This is a genomic window from Flagellimonas meishanensis (assembly GCF_019880545.1).
GTDB classification, from domain to species: domain Bacteria; phylum Bacteroidota; class Bacteroidia; order Flavobacteriales; family Flavobacteriaceae; genus Flagellimonas; species Flagellimonas meishanensis.
The window spans coordinates 123,412-141,013 of sequence record NZ_JAINVW010000002.1; the positions used below are offsets into that span (position 1 = coordinate 123,412).

Below are 17,602 nucleotides of genomic sequence, written 5' to 3' on the forward strand. Positions count from 1 at the left end.
TCTATATTTTATCCATATTGGATGCCAAGGTCTCCATGAAGTTGGTAATAGGCGATTTTATCATCATGGCCATCATGGCGTTGAACTCACCTTCAAAGCTTAGTGCAACCTCACTCTCGTTATCCCCCAGGGCCTTTATGTCGCCTGTCAGTGTAAAGGGCAGCTTATCACTTGCCGCGCCCAACACCACTTTGTCATTTGGGTATTGTTCCTTTAACCGCAATACAATTTCGGGCATTCCCTTTAAGGCAAATTTGAACGTTTTTTCGTCCAACACTTCAAATTTGTCAATATTCTCCGGCATGAGCATCTTAAAATTTTTGATATCGCTCAAAAATTCGAATACTTCTTTGTTACTTTTCGCTACTTTCTTTTTAGAGGCTTCAATGTGCATTGTATTGTTTATTTCCACTCCTGTGGACTCGATTTCCACTGTAAGAGGGTTTGTAATTGTGATTCCTTGATGTAATGGGTTTCGGATGCCTGCTCGATCAAATGGTCATAATCCGAAAGGGTATGGAGTTCTACCTCCTCCTGTTCAAAATTGGCCGTTGCAACTGGAAATCCGTAGGTGAAAATGGCGACCATGCCCTTTACTTTGGCACCTTGGGCTTTTAGCGCCCTAACGGCATTCAAACTGCTCTTGCCCGTACTGATAAGGTCTTCTATGACCACAACACTTTGACCAGGGGGCAAAGACCCTTCAATCTGGTTTTGCCTTCCATGGGATTTTGGCTCGGGCCGCACATAGATAAAAGGTAAACCAAGCGCCTCTGCAACCAGAATGCCTATACCGATTGCCCCAGTGGCCACACCCGCTATAATATCGGGTTTCCCATAGAGTTTTTCTACCTGTTTTGCCATTTCCTCCCTTACAAAATTTCGTATTTCTGGGTAGGAAAGCATTATCCGGTTATCGCAATAAATTGGGGATTTCCATCCAGAGGCCCAAGTAAACGGATTTTCGGGTTCCAACTTAATTGCATTAATTTGCAGCAATAGTGCAGCAGTTTTTTTTGCAGTTTCCTTATCTAAAACCATTGCGCAAATGTATGAAGTTTTTGTTAATGAATCTCCACTGATCTTAACGAACAAGCGGCCTGAAAAATCCAATGGCCACCTTTTTTCGCTGGATGGCGATTCCATTATGAAAGCCATAAATTCCTTGGCAAAGGGAAAGCTGGAGAAAGCCTATATGTACCATCCCGATGAGGAGAAAATGCTGGATATATTCATGCACAAGATACCGTTGGTGGTTGCCGGAGGTGGTTTTGTGACCAACAAAAAGGGAAAGGTACTCTTCATATTCAGAAATGGGAAATGGGACCTGCCCAAGGGCAAGGTGGATAAGGGAGAGTCCATTGAAGAAGCCGCACTGAGGGAAGTCGAGGAAGAAACAGGAGTTAATGGACTTAAGATCGATAAGTTTTTAAGGACCACCTATCACATTTTCAAGAGGAACGGGGAATTTTGGCTCAAACAGACGCATTGGTTTGCCATGTCGACAAAATTTGAGGGAAAATTGGTGGCCGAAAAAGCTGAAGGTATAAAGAGGGTGAAATGGAAAGGCCCCAAAAAAGCAAAAAAAGCCTTGGAAAACTCCTATGCCAACATCAGGATTTTGTTTGAGGATTGGCCCACTTCGTGAAGAAAAATTATTCTCCCGAGCTCTTTTTTGCAATGCGATAAACAGGATAGCTGCGATAGGCATCCTCCAGATATTTGGATTGCTCATAGATCCAATCCAACTGGGCGTACCAATTTTCTGAAAACGCAAAATCTTTTTCTTTTTTTCTCAAAAAGGTGTTTCTCAATACAGAATCACTCTGAAGCATTTTCAAGGCTATATCTTCAAAAACATAAGGGGAAAAACTTTCCTTTCTTTGAAGCACAGTATCAAAAAAGTTCCAATTGAAGAACGAATCCGCTCCCTGCGGTTCCAAAGTTTCCAATAGGTATCGTATGCCGGGCTGTTGTGTTGGAATAATAAGGTCACCGGCCCTGAAGGAAACATTTTTGACTTCCTTTTCAACCTGCGCATCATAATGAAGGTAATGTCCTTCGTAGGGCATCTTTCTGGTTTCAAAATCCAGAATGGTGTAGGCCTCTACGGTGAGCATCGAATCCTTGTCCAAAACCACATAATCAATCTGGTTGGCATCCAGGCGTTCCACAATTTTGTGCCATTCCTTTCCCACAACATAGGCCTCAGGCACCGAAATGGTATCCATGGGAACAAAAATGTTGTAATAATCCGTCTCTTTGGTGAAAGGTTTGGATTGGTCGTACCTCAATCTGGGCCAACCGGTGATGGGACTTTCCAATTGTTCCGCTTCATAGCCCTTGAACGTGAGCGTCGTAGTGCGTGTGGAGTCAACTTGCCAGTTGAAATGGTATTGGGACATGCCAAGAGATTCTTCGAGGGCCTCCTGCCGCAACTTTCTGATATTTTCGTGGTCCTGCTCCACTATATCGATAAGGCCCAACATAAGCTGATAGGTGCCTTCAACCCTTTGTTTATAAGGTTTTAGCATATGTGTTTCCACCATAAGGCCCAGGGTGTTCCAAAGTGTTGTATATCCCGTGGAGTATCTCGGATGGTCCAAAAACTGGCTAAAGCCATATTCCGGTGGCCGGTTGAATACGTTTACATAGGGGGTTATGTCCCAACCCCTGTCCATAAGCGATTTTTCTAGATTGGGCCTAAACTGTTGGTTCAGGTAATGGCCCAATTTTCCGCCCATCTTGTTGTGCTGGGTGAATAAATGGGTGAGGGTGTACTGGTAATCGGCACCATTGCTGACATGGTTTTCCACGAAAACATCCGGCTTTGCACTATGAAAAATTTGGGTGAAGGTCTTCGCATTTTTGGAATCGAGTTTGATGAAATCGCGATTCAGGTCGTAGTTCTGCGCATTTCCCCGAAAACCATATTCCAAAGGACCATTTTGATTTACCCGTGTGGTGGAATTTCGGTTGAGAGCCCCTCCCACATTGTATACCGGTATGGTGACCAACACTGTATTTTTTGGATGTTTCAATATCCGTGTGGCCAGATCTCGGTACAGCATCATGGTGGCATCAATCCCATCACTTTCGCCGGGGTGGATGCCATTATTGATCAAAATGATGGCTTTTGCCTTACGGACATGGTCCAAATTGAAATCACCATCGGGATTGAAGGTGACCAGATGCAGGGGGAGGCCACTATCGGTTTCTCCGATGGTCTGGATATTTACTTCCGGAAAATCGTGCGCCAACTTTTTGTAAAAGGCAATTACATCCTGGTACGTCGCCGTTTCCTTTTTGTTGGAAGCTTCATAATACGTTTGGTACGATGTGGTTTCATCCTGGGTGGTCGTCTCACAGGACAGCATCAACAGTAACACGAGTAAAGGGACAATGTGCTTCAAGATAGTAGGTTGATAACAGGGCAATACTTCAAAATTGACTTGTTCTTCTATAGTAAAAATAGGGAATATTACCGTTCTTGGGACACATTCTTCAATTCTAGATCGGAATCATCGATTTTGCAAATGGGTTTGTTTTTGAAGTTGAGGTGATGCGGAAAGATGGATTTTAGGTCGGACCACCTCTGATAATCCGAAGGATCTATGGATGAAGTGATGATATTGATGATGGCTTTTTCCTTAAATTCGAGCATTCCAAATTCTTCCAAAAAATCCCATCCATCCATAATGGGCATGTTAATGTCCAAAAAAATAATGTTGGGAACGGGCCGCCCCTGGCCGTTTCGTGTTTTGATGGCTTCTATGGCCGTTTTTCCATTCTCAAACACCTGAATATCATCGCAATCCACAACAGGCTTCAACATTTTCCTGATCCCGAACACGGTGATTGGATCATCATCGACAATGTACAGGCTATCTATTTTCTTCATTGAAATATATGTTAAAGGTAGTGCCCACTCCTTCCTCGCTCTGAACGGTTATGGCGCCCCCCATGCCCTCTATTTGGTTTTTGATGATGTAAAGACCAAGGCCCTTGGCATCTTTTTTATCATGAAAGGTTTTGTACATGCCAAAAACTTTACGGCCGTGTTTTTTTAGATCTATTCCCAACCCATTGTCCGATATCTGCACAAGGGTCTTGTCCTTTTCCTTGGCGGCACGAATTTTTATAATGGGGTTTCTTTCGGGGTCTCTGTATTTTATGGCATTGGTGATCAAATTCAATAGAATGCTTTCCAAATATGAGGGTACACTGAGCACCTTTTTGTTTTTCGGAACGGTATTGATGATTTCCACTCGGTTTTTCTTCAACATGGTGGAGAGGTCCTGCAGCACTTTGTCTACCACTTCGTTCAGGTTGAGCAGTTTCTTTTGGAGATTCACATTTGTGTTTATGGTCACCACCTCGTTCAGATCTTCCAGGGTTAGCATTAGATTATCGGAAGCTTGGGCAAGCATTTTCAATAGGTGTTTCTTTTCTGACTCATTGTCTTCTTGCTCAAGGAAATTCAATAACATGGAAAAATTGGCGGAATGGGAGCGTAGGTTATGTGAGACTATATGGGCAAAGTTGATCAACTTCTTATTTTGAACGGCGGTCACATTAATTAGGTTTCGCAATTGATCCTCCTTTTTCTTTAGAGAGGTAATGTCCATGCTTATACCAATGAGGCCGTTCACATTGCCCTCCAAATCCAGGAGTGGAATTTTTGAAGTCAAAAAATTGGTAGTTCTTCCGTCTTTTTTTATGCTGATGGTCTCTTTGCCGATAAGCGGTTTCAATGTGCGCATGACCTCAAGATCTTCCTCCCTGGAAATTTGGGCCGCCTTTGCGTCATAAAGGTCAAAATCGTCTTTGCCGATCAGATCTTCCTGTGATTTTTCCAAATAGTCGCATTCGGACTTGTTCACCAATGTTTTTCTGGAGTCCTTGTCTTTTACGAATACATTTAGGGGAATATTGTTTATGAGCGTTGTTAGCAAGCGTTCGTTTTCCTCGCGCTTGATCTCCAACATAACCTGTTCATGGATATCCTGAAAAGTTCCAAAGAGCTTTACAACGGAGCCGTCTTGGACTATCGGTTTGCCAGAGGCCTTTACCCATTTTTCATTTCCCTTGCTTGTCAGTATCTCCAATCGCTCGCTAAAAGCCTTGCCTTCTTCGAGGGCTTTGTGGAACAGCATGGAAATTTTGTTCCTGCTGTATCCTTTTTTGTAATAGTTGATGCCCTCGTTGACATTTGGAATATAGCCGGGGGACACTTCATGTATCTTCTTGGTCTCCTCGCACCAAAAAAGTTCTTCCGTGGCAATGTCGTACTCCCAACAGCCCACCCTGGCCACTTCCGATTTTTCTTTGAAGAGTGTTTTTATCCGATCAAGTTCGTGCCGTGTTTCAACATGTTCTGTTATATCATCGGTTTGGATAATGGTCCCAAGCACATTCTCCTTGTCGTCGAACCATGGGGAAAATGTGCTTTGAAACCAGCGGGTTGTATTATCCATTGTTGTTTTGTGCCGCAAAAAGCCGGATTCGCCATTGCACAGTAAGTTGTCCAAAGCATTCAAATCTATTTGCTCATGGGAGGCGAACAAGGTTTTCACATCCTGTCCGATCATACTCTTTTTACCTTTGCCGAAAAGGTTCAACCATGAATCCGAAGCACCGGCCAATAGTTGTTTTCTATTGACCAACGCCGTAGCTTTTGGCAGTTGCTTTAGCAGATAATCCGGGGTTATGGTTTGGGCTGCTTTCAATGTTGGGGGTTACTTTTATTTTTGATGCTATAAGAATTTTCATACCAAAATAGAAGTATTGACCTTGCACAAGGATTTAATGTTGTGAATATCCCAAAATATGTTGTTTTTGCTCCGTCCTATGGGGTTTGCCACGTGACTGGAGTCGATTTTTGTGGGTGGTCAGCGCTTTATTACCACGGTATCGGGCACCAAAACAGTGTAGTCGCCCCCATTACGGATAACATCTCTCACGATGGAGGAACTGATATAGGATTTGCCTGAGGATGTCAATAAAAATACCGTTTCGATTTCGGAAAGTTTCCTGTTCGTGTGGGCAATGGCCTTTTCAAACTCAAAATCTCCTGGATTGCGCAATCCCCTCAGGATAAAATCAGCGCCCACCTGTTTGCAAAAATCCACGGTAAGCCCTTCATAGGTGACAACCTTTATTTTGGGTTCATCCTTAAAAGCATCCTCTATAAATTTTTTGCGCTCTTCTAGGGAGAACATGTATTTTTTGTCCGCATTTATCCCGATGGCAATCAATAATTCATCAAACAGGGTGATTCCCCGTGTAATGATATCGTAGTGTCCCAAGGTGAGTGGGTCAAATGAACCGGGAAAAATGGCACGTCTCATTACTTGGCTAGTTTGTCCAAAAATACAGATTTTCTACTGCAATGCCTGCTCAATGGCACTGGAAAACAATTCTTTCAGGGAGATTCCGGCTGCCTTTGCCTGTTTTGGCAGAATACTTTCCTCCGTGAGCCCGGGTACGGTATTGACCTCCAAAAGATAGGGTTCATCCCCAATAAAGATAAACTCGCTGCGGGTATATCCCTCAAACCCAAGAATGGTATAGATAAATTCCGCAAGTTTGCGGACATTGGCTTCTTTGGTCTCCGATATTCTAGCCGGTGTTATTTCCTGGGATTTTCCTAGGTATTTGGCCTCAAAATCAAAAAAATCGTTCTCGGAAACAATCTCCGTGATTGGGAGCACCAATACTTGGCCTTTGTGCGTAATGACTCCGACGGAAACCTCCACCCCATCCAAAAAAGATTCTATCAAGACTTGGTTGTCCTCGGTAAAAGCCTTGTCAATGGCCGCTTTCAATTCCTCTTTTTTATACACTTTGGATATCCCATAACTGCTTCCGGCGCGGTTGGCCTTCACAAAACAGGGTAGGCCCACCTTATTAACAATACTGTCCTCGTCAATCGACTGTCCTTTATCCAAATAATAGGAAGTGGCGCAGGGAACCCCGTGGGGTTTCAGTACACTCAACAAATCCCTTTTATTGAAAGCGAGGGCCGCTTGGTAATGGTCGCACGAAGTCTGCGGAAGGTTCAAAAGTTCAAAATAAGCCTGAAGCAGCCCATCCTCGCCGGGTGTTCCGTGGATGGCATTGAATACGCAGTCAAAATGGATTTTTCCGGAAGAATGGGGTATGCTAAAGTCTGACCTATCAACCGGAAATTCTTGATCGGAATCATCCAGGCACACCCATTTTTCTCTGGAAATGATGATCCGATACGGATTATAAAGGTGTCTGTCCAAATGCTGGTAGACCACATTTCCACTCTTTATTGAAATGTCATACTCACTGGAATAGCCGCCCATTACTATGGCAATGTTCTTTTTCATCCGGTTGTCGAATATCGCTTTGCCAAAGTAAAGAAAAAAGGACTGTCTTTCCTATATTTGTTCCGATAAGGCATTGTGCATGAAACATTTCTTAGGTTTTTTAAAGAGCAAGACTTTTTTGATCCAATTGGGACTGGCCCTGTTGGCATTGGTCGTATTGATTTTTTTGGCCTTGAAATGGCTCAAAAGCTCAACCAATCATGGTGAGTTTGTGGAAGTTCCCGACTTTTCCAAAATGTCCGTAATGGAAATGCGGGATGCAGTGGAGGAAGCTGGCCTGCGGTATCAGATATTGGATTCTTCGAACTACAATCCCGATTATCCCAGGTTTTCCATTTTGGAACAGAACCCTCCAGCAGGCAACAAGGTCAAGTCCAACCGAAAGATTTATTTTACCGTAAACCCTTCGGGCTATAAAAAGGTTACGGTCCCCGATATCATACAGGTGACCCAGCGAAATGCCACTTCCATGCTCAGGGCCGTTGGATTGGATGTTCAGCGCGTTACCTACATTGATGAGTTGGGCAAGGACATGGTATACAATATGAAACATAAGGGCAAATATGTCAAACCCGGGGATAAATTGCCCAAAACTTCCAAAATTGAGCTTATTTGTGGCAACGGCACCATACCCGGGAGCGCCCGGGTTCAGGCAGATTCCAATTGACAATGGATGCATCCGATAGCCAAGAATTAGCACAGGATGAGCTTTTCGAGCACCATAGATTTGTTGCAGCAAAAGGTCAGGAGCCATTGCGTGTCGACAAGTTTTTGATGAACTTCATTGAAAATGCCACCCGAAACAAAATCCAACAGGCTGCGAAACAGGGCCATATTTGGGTGAACGGGACCATTGTGAAGCAAAATTACAGAGTAAAGGCAGGGGATGAGGTAAAGGTGCTATTTGAACACCCACCTTATGAATTTTTGTTGACCCCGGAAGACATACCCCTGGATATTGTTTTTGAGGATGAAATTCTTTTGGTGGTGAACAAACCGCCGGGAATGGTGGTGCATCCCGGACACGGAAATTATTCAGGCACTTTGATCAATGCCTTGGTGTATCATTTTGAAAACCTGCCCAAAAACAGTTCAGAACGGCCAGGCTTGGTTCACCGCATTGATAAGGATACCTCGGGATTGTTGGTCATTGCCAAAACCGAAGCTGCTATGAGCCATTTGGCCCAGCAATTTTTTGAAAAGAGCAGCGAAAGGGAATACATCGCCCTGGTTTGGGGAAACGTGGAAGAGGAGCAGGGAACAGTGGAGGGCCATATCGGCAGAAATCCAAAAAACAGGCTGCAAATGATGGTTTTTCCAGAGGGGAATGAAGGTAAGGAAGCCGTCACCCACTATAGGGTTTTGGAGCGATTTGGCTATGTGACGCTGGTGTCCTGCAAGTTGGAAACGGGGAGAACCCATCAGATTCGGGTGCACATGAAGCATATTGGCCATACCCTGTTCAATGATGAACGATACGGGGGCGACAGGATTTTGAAAGGCACCACTTTTACTAAATACAAACAGTTTGTGCAAAACGCCTTTAAAATACTACCCAGACAGGCTCTGCATGCCAAAACCTTGGGGTTTGAACACCCTTTGACCGGCAAGTTCATGCGGTTCGATTCGGAATTGCCGGAGGATATGGTAAACTGTATCCAGAAATGGCGGGAATATGCCAAGCATCATACGGAATAAGTGTATTCGATTGTAAGATCGAAAAGACCTTTTGCACTTCCTTCCCCAAAAGCAAATTCCTCCTTATTTTTACTTGAAAATAGAGCACATGAAAATTGTTATATCGCCTGCCAAATCACTTGATTTTGAGACGAAGTTGCCCACTTCCCAATACAGTCAGCCCCAGTTTTTGGAGCAATCGACCAAGCTGAATGCGATTCTTGCCAAAAAGAAACCCAGGGCACTGTCCAAACTGATGTCCATTTCGGATAACTTGGCAGAGCTTAACTGGCAACGAAACCAACAATTTTCACCACCATTTACCCCAGAAAATGCCAGGCCTGCCGTGTTCGCTTTCAATGGTGATGTGTATCAAGGACTTGATGCCTATACCATTCCAAAGGAAAAGTTGGACAAGCTTCAGCAACTACTGCGTATTCTTTCTGGCCTGTATGGCATTTTGAGGCCGTTGGACTTGATTCAACCCTACCGTTTGGAGATGGGCACGCAACTAAAAGTTGGTCGGAAAAAGAATCTTTACGATTTCTGGCAAAAAGAACTGACAGATCATTTGAACAGGGAATTGGAAGATGGCGAACTTTTTGTAAATCTTGCGAGCAACGAATATTTTGGGGCCATTGACGAGAGGAAACTCAAAGTTCCGGTGATCACCCCAATTTTTAAGGATTGGAAAAATGATAAGTTAAAGGTCATTAGTTTCTTTGCCAAAAAGGCCAGGGGGTCCATGGTCCGGTATATCCTGGATACGGATGTCAATTCCTTGGAAGATCTACAAGGATTCGATTATGATGGCTATCTTTTTAGTAAGGAGCACACCGTAAAGGAAAATCAACCGGTTTTTGTTCGATGACATTGATTAGGGGCACTTTTGAGCCATTTTCAAAATAGTGTGCCCTTTTGTTACGATTATGGGGTCCATACCCTAAATTGTGATACGCATAAATTTAATCAAGGGTTTTTGCTTTAATCACGACCTTTGGGTAGAAAATAAATAGAACCAAACAGCATTTAGTCCATGCACGAGTCCAAACGTTTAGAAGAGTTTAAGAAATCCGTCACCAACAAGTTCAACATATACAACAGCCTTTTTTTGAGCTTGCCCTACAGGAATGTGGAAAACTTGGGGATGTTGATTCCGTTGCTTCTCCATCAGTGCGAAAAGGGTCTTGAGGCCGGTAAAAACCCCCAGGAGATTCTGGAAGCTTTTTTTACCAACGTGGTGGAGATCAAGGATGAGCGGTCGAGGTTGGACTTTATGTTCCGATTTATCCAATACGTGGAGCGGCAAGTGGTCCTATATGACAGTGTGGAGGATGCAGCCTTTCCCAAACTGCAAAAATATTCAGGATCGTTGTCCATAAAAGATTACTTCGGGTTGGTGAACAGGACAAAGAATTGGGACAAGGTATCCAAAAAATTATCCAGTTTCAGCGCCCGGATCGTATTGACCGCTCACCCGACCCAGTTCTATACCCCGGCAATTTTGGACATTATAGCTGAATTGAGGGCACTGATCGATGAAAACCGAATCCACGAGATCGATCTTACCTTGCAACAGCTTGGACTTACTTCCCTGGTCAATTCCAAAAAACCAACACCGTTGGATGAAGCCAAGAACATCATTTATATTCTTCGGAATACCTATTATGATGCCGTTGGGGAACTGTTTCAATATGTGAAGCGGAACATCCGTAACAAGGATTTTGACAATTACAGGTTGATCAAGTTGGGATTTTGGCCGGGCGGCGATAGGGACGGCAATCCGTTCGTTACGGCCGACATTACCCAAAAAGTGGCGGAAGAACTTCGTCTGACCCTGATGAAGTGCTATTACAATGAATTAAAGGAACTGCGCAAACGGTTGACTTTTAAAGGTTTGCAGGAAGAACTATCGGAACTGAGCAACAAACTCTATGTGGCCATGTTCGACCCCAACGTACCCATTGGTTATGAGGAGATTGTGGAAAGACTTGGCATCATAAGGGAGAAATTGGAGGCCAATTATCATGAACTCTACTTGGATCGTTTGGACAGTTTTATTGACAAAGTCCACATTTTCAAGACCCATTTTGCCACCTTGGATATCCGTCAGGACCACCGAAAACATAAATTGGCCGTGGAGACTATTTTGAAGCAAAAGAATATTATAAAAGAATCACTTGATGAGCTTTCAGAAAAAGAGCTGCAAAAGTGGTTACTGAAAGAACGACTGGAGCTTCAAGCCTCGGATTTTGAGGAAGAAATTGTAAAGGATACCATTGCGAACATAAAACAGCTGAAAGAAATTCAGTCTAAAAATGGGGAGGAAGGCTGCAATAGGTACATTATCAGTAATTCCGAGGATATTTATTCGGTGCTGTTTGTTTTTGGACTTTTCCGATGGTGCGGTTGGAAAGAAGAGGAAATCACATTTGATATCATCCCTCTTTTTGAGACCATGAAAGGTATGGAAGCGGCCGAAGAGGTAATGCAGACCTTGTTCGATACCCCGGTTTACAAAAAGCATTTGGAACGTAGGGACGATACCCACACAATCATGTTGGGTTTCTCCGATGGCACCAAGGACGGTGGCTATCTCAAAGCCAATTGGTCCATTCTCAAAACCAAGGAAACCCTCAGCAGGGTCTGTAAAAAGAATGGTATCAAGGCCATTTTCTTTGATGGCAGGGGTGGCCCACCAGCAAGGGGGGGAGGCAAGACACATCGGTTTTATGCTGCCCAGACCAAGGATGTGGCCAATCACGAAATACAGCTCACCATTCAGGGACAGACCATTACCAGCACCTATGGTACCAAGGAACAGTTTATGCACAATTCCGAACAATTGCTAACAGCAGGGCTTAGCAATAATCTCTTTGGAAAAGAGCATGTAATTTCAGTACCTCACCGAAAACTCATTGAAGAACTCTCCGAGTTGAGTTTCAACAAGTACGATGCGCTGAAACAGCACGAAAAATTTATGCCGTACTTGGAGCATCGGAGCACGTTGAAATACTATACCAGGACCAATATAGGCAGTAGGCCGGGAAAAAGGGGCGATCAAAGCCAATTGACACTTTCGGATCTACGGGCCATCTCGTTCGTTGGCTCTTGGAGTCAGCTCAAACAAAATGTGCCGGGTTACTTTGGATTGGGAACGGCCATAAACGAACTAAAGGAGCAAGGGAGGTTGCAGGAAGTAAAAAAATTGTACAGGCAAGTGCCTTTCTTTAGGGCACTAATGCACAACAGCATGATGTCCTTGGCGAAGACCAACTTCGACCTGACCAGCTACATGAAAGATGACCCGGAGTTTGGAGCTTTTTGGAACATTCTTCATGATGAATACCAATTATCCAAAAAAATGCTTTTACAGATTTCAAAACAAAAAGTGTTGATGGAAGATGAAGAAGTTTCTAGGGAATCCGTGAAGATAAGGGAGAAAATAGTGCTCCCGCTTTTGGTGATCCAACAGAATGCACTGTACCATATCACCCAAAATTCGGAGTACAAAGATTTGTATGAAAAAATAGTGACGCGTTCTCTGTACGGTAACATTAATGCCAGTAGAAATTCGGCATAAAGCAATGGAATCCTATTTTTGGGGTTTTGATCCAAGATTTTGATCCAAAGACCTTTTTTACATACCCATCCCTATGAGCCTTTTTTGTTTCCAGAGGCTACAAAACTGATTGTAGGGACTTTGCCCCCTCCAAGGTTTACCACTGGAGAATTAAAGGAAGCAGATGTCGATTTTTGCTATGGGAGTTGCAATGGTATGCTGTGGCCCATTTTGGATCGGATCTTCGACCTAAACCTTACTTACGAAACTACCGTTGAAGCCGCTGAACAACGTAAAAGGTTTTTATTGAAACAGCGGATTGGTGTCTGCGATATTGTTCAAAGTGCAGAACGGGAAAAGATTGATGCCTCCGATTTGGGTATGCAGCATGTGGTGCTTCGGGATTTGATAGGATACCTTCATGAGTACACCAATGTGGATACGCTCCTGTTCACGGGGGGAAACAGCAAGAATGGCCCAGAATATTTTTTTAGAAGACAATTGAAGAAACATGGGCTACGGTTGGAAGTAATCTCGGATGAGGTGCCCAGGATCCATCAGTTTGAATTACCTGTCACTTCGAGTGCTCCCGGTGGCTATCAGGACGAGAAGCCAAGAACCATCAAAACCGTTTCCTTGACCGCTCCTTCAGGTACCGCAAACCGCGCTGTGGGTAGTTTGCCATTGTACAAGGAGCTTAAAAACAAAAACCCTGAATTCAATACATTTGATTTCAGGGTGATGCAGTATCGGGAGTTTTTTTAATTCATTTCTGAAGACAAAATCCCATAAAATGCCTTGATTCCATAGGCCAACTGGCCGATCTTAAGGTTTTCGTTGGGGCTGTGTTGGTTGTTGTCGGCGTTGACCATAGGAACAATGAAGGCCGGGATTTTCAATTCGTTGATAAAAGCGGCAATGGGAACGGTCCCTCCAGTGGTCCGGATTTGGACGACATCTTTTTCAAAAGTGTTTTTTAGAGTTTCCGTCAAGAATTTTCCATAAGGGTTGTTCAAGTCGGTCCGGAATGCATCCGTTACGGTTCCTTCGGTTACCGTAATTATCTTTTCATGGGCCATGCGCTCCTCTTTGGTGGGAACATGGTCCACAATATGGAATCCTTGCTTTGCAATATGGTCCTTTACCAATTTTTTCAAACGGTTGCCATCACTTTCCACCACCAACCGGAGGTCCAGTTCGGCCGTGGCACTCTCGGGCACGATGGTACGGGCTTTTTCACCTATCCAACCAGAACCTAACCCACGAATGTTCAATGATGGATATTGCAGTGCTTCTTGATAGGACTTCCCAACTTTTTCGGCACTTTTAAATTGAAGTTTGTCTGCAATTTCCGCATCACTGTCTGGAACACTTTTCAACACTTCTTGGACCGAATCATCCAATGTAATGCCATCATAATACCCGGGAATGGCGACCCTGCCATCCGAATCCTTCATACCGGCTAATAATTGGGCCAATTGAAACCCGGGATTTGGGGCATAGTTGCCATAGTGACCACTGTGCTGGGGTTTTATAGGGCCATAGGTGGTTAGTGTGAGTGTGGTAATTCCACGGCATCCATAGAGGATAGTAGGATGTCCTGAAGGATGCACTGGCCCATCAGCAATCACCAAAAAATCAGCTTCCAAAAGTTCCCGGTACTGTTTAACGGCCTTGGGCAATGGTTTGCTGCTTTTCTCTTCCTCCCCATCCAAAATCACCTTGATGTTAAATGGGATTTCCTTATCCTCTTTTTTTAAGATGTCAATAGTGTTCAGCAGCATAATTATGGGTGACTTATCATCAGAAGTTGAGCGACCAAAAAGGCGCCAATCGTAGTTGATGTCATCATCAAGTTCATCGAAAGAAATTGTCTTGTAACCATCCCCATCGGGAGCTTTGAGCACCACTTGATATGGATTTGGCTGGTCCCATTTTGAAGGGTCTACGGATTGGCCATCAAAATGCATATAAATGAGCATGGTCGGTTTGTCGTCCTCAATGGGAAGTGCAGCAAAAAAAAGTGGAAGGTTTTCAGTTTCCAAAACTGCGGTATTGAACCCACGTTCCCCAAATTTCTTTTTGAGCCAAAAGATGTTGTCGTCAATATCGTCGGCATTCAAGGCATCGTTGGGGATTGCGATGAACTCCCGCAACTCGGTAATGGCATGGGCCACTTGGCTCTTGAGGGCCATGTCGTCCTGGGCAGAGACGGAAAACACAAGCAGGTACAATAAGATGGCAGCTTTTTTCATAGTTCTTGGGCTTGATTTTTGAATGTGAAAATTAACGAATTCCCTTTACAAACTCCTCGATTTTTTCAACTCCTTTTTGGGTCAGGTACTTGATAAAGGCCGAACCGATAATCGCCCCCTTTGCATTTTCCGTAGCCTGCGCAAAGGTGGCCGCATTGCTGATGCCGAACCCAACAATTTGGGGATTTTTCAGTTTCATTTGGGCAATTCGCTCAAAATAAGAGGCTTGCTCATTACCAAAACCTGCCTTTGCTCCCGTGGTACTGGCCGAGCTTACCATATAAATGAATCCTTCGGAAGCATCATCAATGGCCTTGATCCGTGCATCACTGGTTTGGGGGGTAATCAAAAAAACATTGATCAATCCATGTTTTTTGAATATGGATTCGTACTCTTCTTGATAAACGTCTAGCGGTAAGTCGGGAAGAATAAGCCCGTCAATCCCAATTTCCTGACATTTTTGACAAAATTCCTCCACGCCGTACTGGAGTACAGGATTAAAATAGCCCATCAAAATGAGCGGAATGGAAACTGTTTTTCGAATATCCTTGAGCTGTTCAAAGAGCAGTTCGGTGTGCATTCCGTTCTTTAGGGCGGCGGTGGAACTTTCTTGAATCGTGGGACCATCCGCCAAAGGATCGCTGAAGGGCAGCCCGATCTCAATGAAGTCTACACCGCTTTTTTCCAAGTCTTGGATGATTTTTACCGTATCGTTAAGCTTTGGATACCCTGCTGTGAAGTATATGGAGAGGAGTTTTTTGTCTTCCTGTAGTTTTTGTTTGATTCTGTTCATATAAAAGATGTGAGATATGAGTATTGAGGTTAGCTTCTGATGTCTAGTATCTGGTATCTATAATTTAAAATAATCAATATAGTTCCTTAGATCCTTGTCGCCTCGACCGGATAGGTTGACCACCACAATGTCGTTTTCCTTAAACTTTCTATCTTCAAAAATGGCCAAGGCATGGGATGATTCAATGGCTGGAATAATGCCCTCCAATTGGCAAAGCCCAAGTCCGGCTGTCATGGCGTCATCATCTGTGATCGAAATAAACTCGCCACGGCCCGAAGTGTACAAATGAGCATGCAAAGGCCCTACCCCGGGGTAATCCAATCCGGCGGAGATGGAATAGGGTTCGGTAATCTGTCCGTCAGGGGTCTGCATCAACAAGGTTTTGCTACCGTGGATGATTCCAACTTTGCCCAAAACAGAAGTAGCCGCGCTTTCTCCAGAATGGATGCCCTTACCGGCTGCTTCCACGGCGATGATTCCAACATTCGGATTGTCCAAAAAGTGATAATAGGCCCCAGCGGCATTACTTCCTCCACCCACACAGGCTACTACGTAGTCGGGGTTTTCCCGACCTTCTTTTTCCAGAAGTTGGGCCTTGATTTCTTCGGAAATGACGGATTGAAACCGTGCAACCATGTCCGGGTAGGGATGGGGACCCACAACCGACCCAATAATGTAATGGGTATCGACCGGATTGTTGATCCAATCGCGGATAGCCTCATTGGTGGCATCTTTTAAAGTTCTACTGCCTGATTTGGCAGGTCTAACTTCGGCACCCAACATTTTCATCCGCGATACATTGGGCGCCTGACGGGCAATATCAATTTCGCCCATGTACACAACACAATCGATGCCCATGAGTGCACAGACGGTGGCGGTGGCCACACCATGTTGACCCGCACCGGTTTCGGCAATGATTCTATTTTTGCCCAATTTTTTAGCCATCAAGATCTGTCCGATGGTGTTATTTACCTTGTGGGCACCCGTATGGCACAAATCTTCCCGTTTCAGGTAGATTTTGGTATTGTACTTTTCGGAAAGCCGTTTGGCAAAATAGAGTGGGGTGGGTCGGCCTACATAATCCTTCAACAATTGATGGAACTCTGCCTTAAAGGAAGGTTCTGCCATGATTTGGAGGTAATTTTGCCGAAGCTCCTCGCAGTTGGGATAGAGCATTTCAGGTATGAACGCCCCTCCAAACCCACCATAATATCCTTTTTCATCAGCATGATATGTCATAATCAGTTCTGTAAGGTGTTTTTGAATTTTTTTAACTGTTCTATGTTTTTAAGGCCAGGCTTGGTCTCAAATCTACTGTTGACATCGATGGCATAACAGTATTTTGATACCGGACTTTTTAGGAATTCTTTTAATTTATCGACAGATTCCAGCCCAATGCCACCACTCAAAAAGAAGGGTTTGGTGGATGGGTATTTTTCCAAAATGGTCCAATCAAAAGTGTAGCCATTGCCCCCCGGAAGTTTTCCTTTGGTGTCGAAAAGGTAATAATTGCAGACATTCTCATAATCTTTCAAAACTGAAAAATCAAAAACATCCTTGATGGGGAAGACTTTGATGATTTCCAATGTTGTCAGGTTGAGCGGAGTCGAGACCTCATTACTTGCGGTAACTTTCTTTTTTCTCGACTGCGCTCGAAATGACAGAAACTTTTCCTTTAATTCACGACAATATTCAGGGGTTTCTGAACCGTGTAATTGTACGGCATCCAAATGGTAGTTTTCCACTTTTTCCAAAACTTCCTCCACGGTGGCATCCACAAAAACTCCCACTTTTTTGATGGATTTTGGCAATTGGGGGATATCTCCCTCAAAATACCGTGAGGAAGGTTCCCAAAAGATAAAACCCAAATAGCCGGGTTGCAGTTGTGCAACCTCCGATGGGTTTTGGTTCATGCCACAAATCTTCAATTTCATTTTTTTGATTTTGTCATTTCGAA

17 protein-coding genes are annotated in these 17,602 nt (G+C 44.0%); 6 read left to right on the top strand and 11 right to left on the bottom strand.

What is annotated here, in order from left to right; genetic code table 11:
• Window position 1: 1 nt before the first annotated feature.
• Complete coding sequence (locus K7G75_RS07160; RefSeq protein ID WP_222983710.1) at window positions 2-394, bottom strand: SRPBCC family protein; 393 nt, start codon at window positions 392-394, stop codon at window positions 2-4.
• A gap of 8 nt (window positions 395-402) precedes the next feature.
• Window positions 403-1,041, bottom strand: a complete 639-nt coding sequence (gene pyrE / locus K7G75_RS07165; RefSeq protein ID WP_222983572.1) for an orotate phosphoribosyltransferase — start codon at window positions 1,039-1,041, stop codon at window positions 403-405.
• Between the two features lie 7 nt (window positions 1,042-1,048).
• Between pyrE and K7G75_RS07170 the strand changes: the two genes are divergently transcribed.
• A complete protein-coding gene (locus tag K7G75_RS07170) occupies window positions 1,049-1,648 on the top strand; it encodes an NUDIX hydrolase (protein ID WP_222983573.1) in 600 nt (199 codons plus the stop codon).
• Window positions 1,649-1,655: 7 nt separating this feature from the next.
• On the opposite strand, the gene K7G75_RS07175 is transcribed toward K7G75_RS07170, so the two are convergent.
• From K7G75_RS07175 to K7G75_RS07195, 5 genes are all read right to left on the bottom strand, one after another.
• Window positions 1,656-3,413, bottom strand: coding sequence for a M14 family metallopeptidase (locus tag K7G75_RS07175; protein ID WP_222983574.1), 1,758 nt, complete (start codon window positions 3,411-3,413; stop codon window positions 1,656-1,658).
• 68 nt (window positions 3,414-3,481) lie between these two features.
• On the bottom strand, window positions 3,482-3,901 hold the full coding sequence (locus tag K7G75_RS07180; RefSeq protein WP_222983575.1) for a response regulator: 420 nt from the start codon (window positions 3,899-3,901) through the stop codon (window positions 3,482-3,484).
• Window positions 3,885-5,729 carry a PAS domain-containing sensor histidine kinase gene (locus tag K7G75_RS07185; RefSeq protein WP_222983576.1) on the bottom strand — a complete coding sequence of 615 codons (1,845 nt, stop codon included), beginning with the start codon at window positions 5,727-5,729 and terminating at the stop codon, window positions 3,885-3,887. Before K7G75_RS07185 ends, K7G75_RS07180 begins: the two co-directional genes overlap by 17 nt.
• 162 nt (window positions 5,730-5,891) lie before the next feature.
• The gene (coaD, locus tag K7G75_RS07190; protein ID WP_222983577.1) at window positions 5,892-6,350 is read right to left on the bottom strand and encodes a pantetheine-phosphate adenylyltransferase; all 459 of its coding nucleotides are present in this window, start codon (window positions 6,348-6,350) and stop codon (window positions 5,892-5,894) included.
• Between the two features lie 33 nt (window positions 6,351-6,383).
• Entirely contained in the window at window positions 6,384-7,358 is a 975-nt protein-coding gene (locus K7G75_RS07195) for a D-alanine--D-alanine ligase (protein WP_222983578.1), read from the bottom strand.
• 79 nt (window positions 7,359-7,437) lie between these two features.
• Between K7G75_RS07195 and K7G75_RS07200 the strand changes: the two genes are divergently transcribed.
• From K7G75_RS07200 to K7G75_RS07220, 5 genes are all read left to right on the top strand, one after another.
• On the top strand, window positions 7,438-8,025 hold the full coding sequence (locus K7G75_RS07200) for a PASTA domain-containing protein (protein ID WP_222983579.1): 588 nt from the start codon (window positions 7,438-7,440) through the stop codon (window positions 8,023-8,025).
• A gap of 2 nt (window positions 8,026-8,027) precedes the next feature.
• On the top strand, window positions 8,028-9,056 hold the full coding sequence (locus K7G75_RS07205) for an RluA family pseudouridine synthase (RefSeq protein WP_222983580.1): 1,029 nt from the start codon (window positions 8,028-8,030) through the stop codon (window positions 9,054-9,056).
• An 88-nt stretch (window positions 9,057-9,144) separates the two neighbouring features.
• Window positions 9,145-9,906 (top strand): peroxide stress protein YaaA, encoded by a 762-nt coding sequence (gene yaaA / locus K7G75_RS07210; RefSeq protein WP_222983581.1) that lies wholly within the window; start codon window positions 9,145-9,147, stop codon window positions 9,904-9,906.
• 165 nt (window positions 9,907-10,071) lie between these two features.
• Window positions 10,072-12,618, top strand: coding sequence for a phosphoenolpyruvate carboxylase (locus K7G75_RS07215; RefSeq protein ID WP_222983582.1), 2,547 nt, complete (start codon window positions 10,072-10,074; stop codon window positions 12,616-12,618).
• Between the two features lie 39 nt (window positions 12,619-12,657).
• Window positions 12,658-13,362: a uracil-DNA glycosylase family protein gene (locus tag K7G75_RS07220; protein ID WP_222983583.1), complete on the top strand. Its 705-nt coding sequence runs from the start codon at window positions 12,658-12,660 to the stop codon at window positions 13,360-13,362.
• Here the strand turns inward: K7G75_RS07220 and K7G75_RS07225 are convergent.
• From K7G75_RS07225 to K7G75_RS07240, 4 genes are read right to left on the bottom strand one after another with little or no spacing between them, the layout of a single operon-like run.
• Window positions 13,359-14,852 carry a M20/M25/M40 family metallo-hydrolase gene (locus K7G75_RS07225; RefSeq protein WP_222983584.1) on the bottom strand — a complete coding sequence of 498 codons (1,494 nt, stop codon included), beginning with the start codon at window positions 14,850-14,852 and terminating at the stop codon, window positions 13,359-13,361. The genes K7G75_RS07220 and K7G75_RS07225 overlap by 4 nt on opposite strands.
• Window positions 14,853-14,883: 31 nt before the next feature.
• Complete coding sequence (gene trpA / locus K7G75_RS07230) at window positions 14,884-15,645, bottom strand: tryptophan synthase subunit alpha (RefSeq protein ID WP_222983585.1); 762 nt, start codon at window positions 15,643-15,645, stop codon at window positions 14,884-14,886.
• Window positions 15,646-15,702: 57 nt separating this feature from the next.
• Window positions 15,703-16,884: a tryptophan synthase subunit beta gene (gene trpB / locus K7G75_RS07235; RefSeq protein ID WP_222983586.1), complete on the bottom strand. Its 1,182-nt coding sequence runs from the start codon at window positions 16,882-16,884 to the stop codon at window positions 15,703-15,705.
• A 2-nt stretch (window positions 16,885-16,886) separates the two neighbouring features.
• Entirely contained in the window at window positions 16,887-17,579 is a 693-nt protein-coding gene (locus K7G75_RS07240; protein ID WP_222983587.1) for a phosphoribosylanthranilate isomerase, read from the bottom strand.
• Window positions 17,580-17,602: the final 23 nt, after the last annotated feature.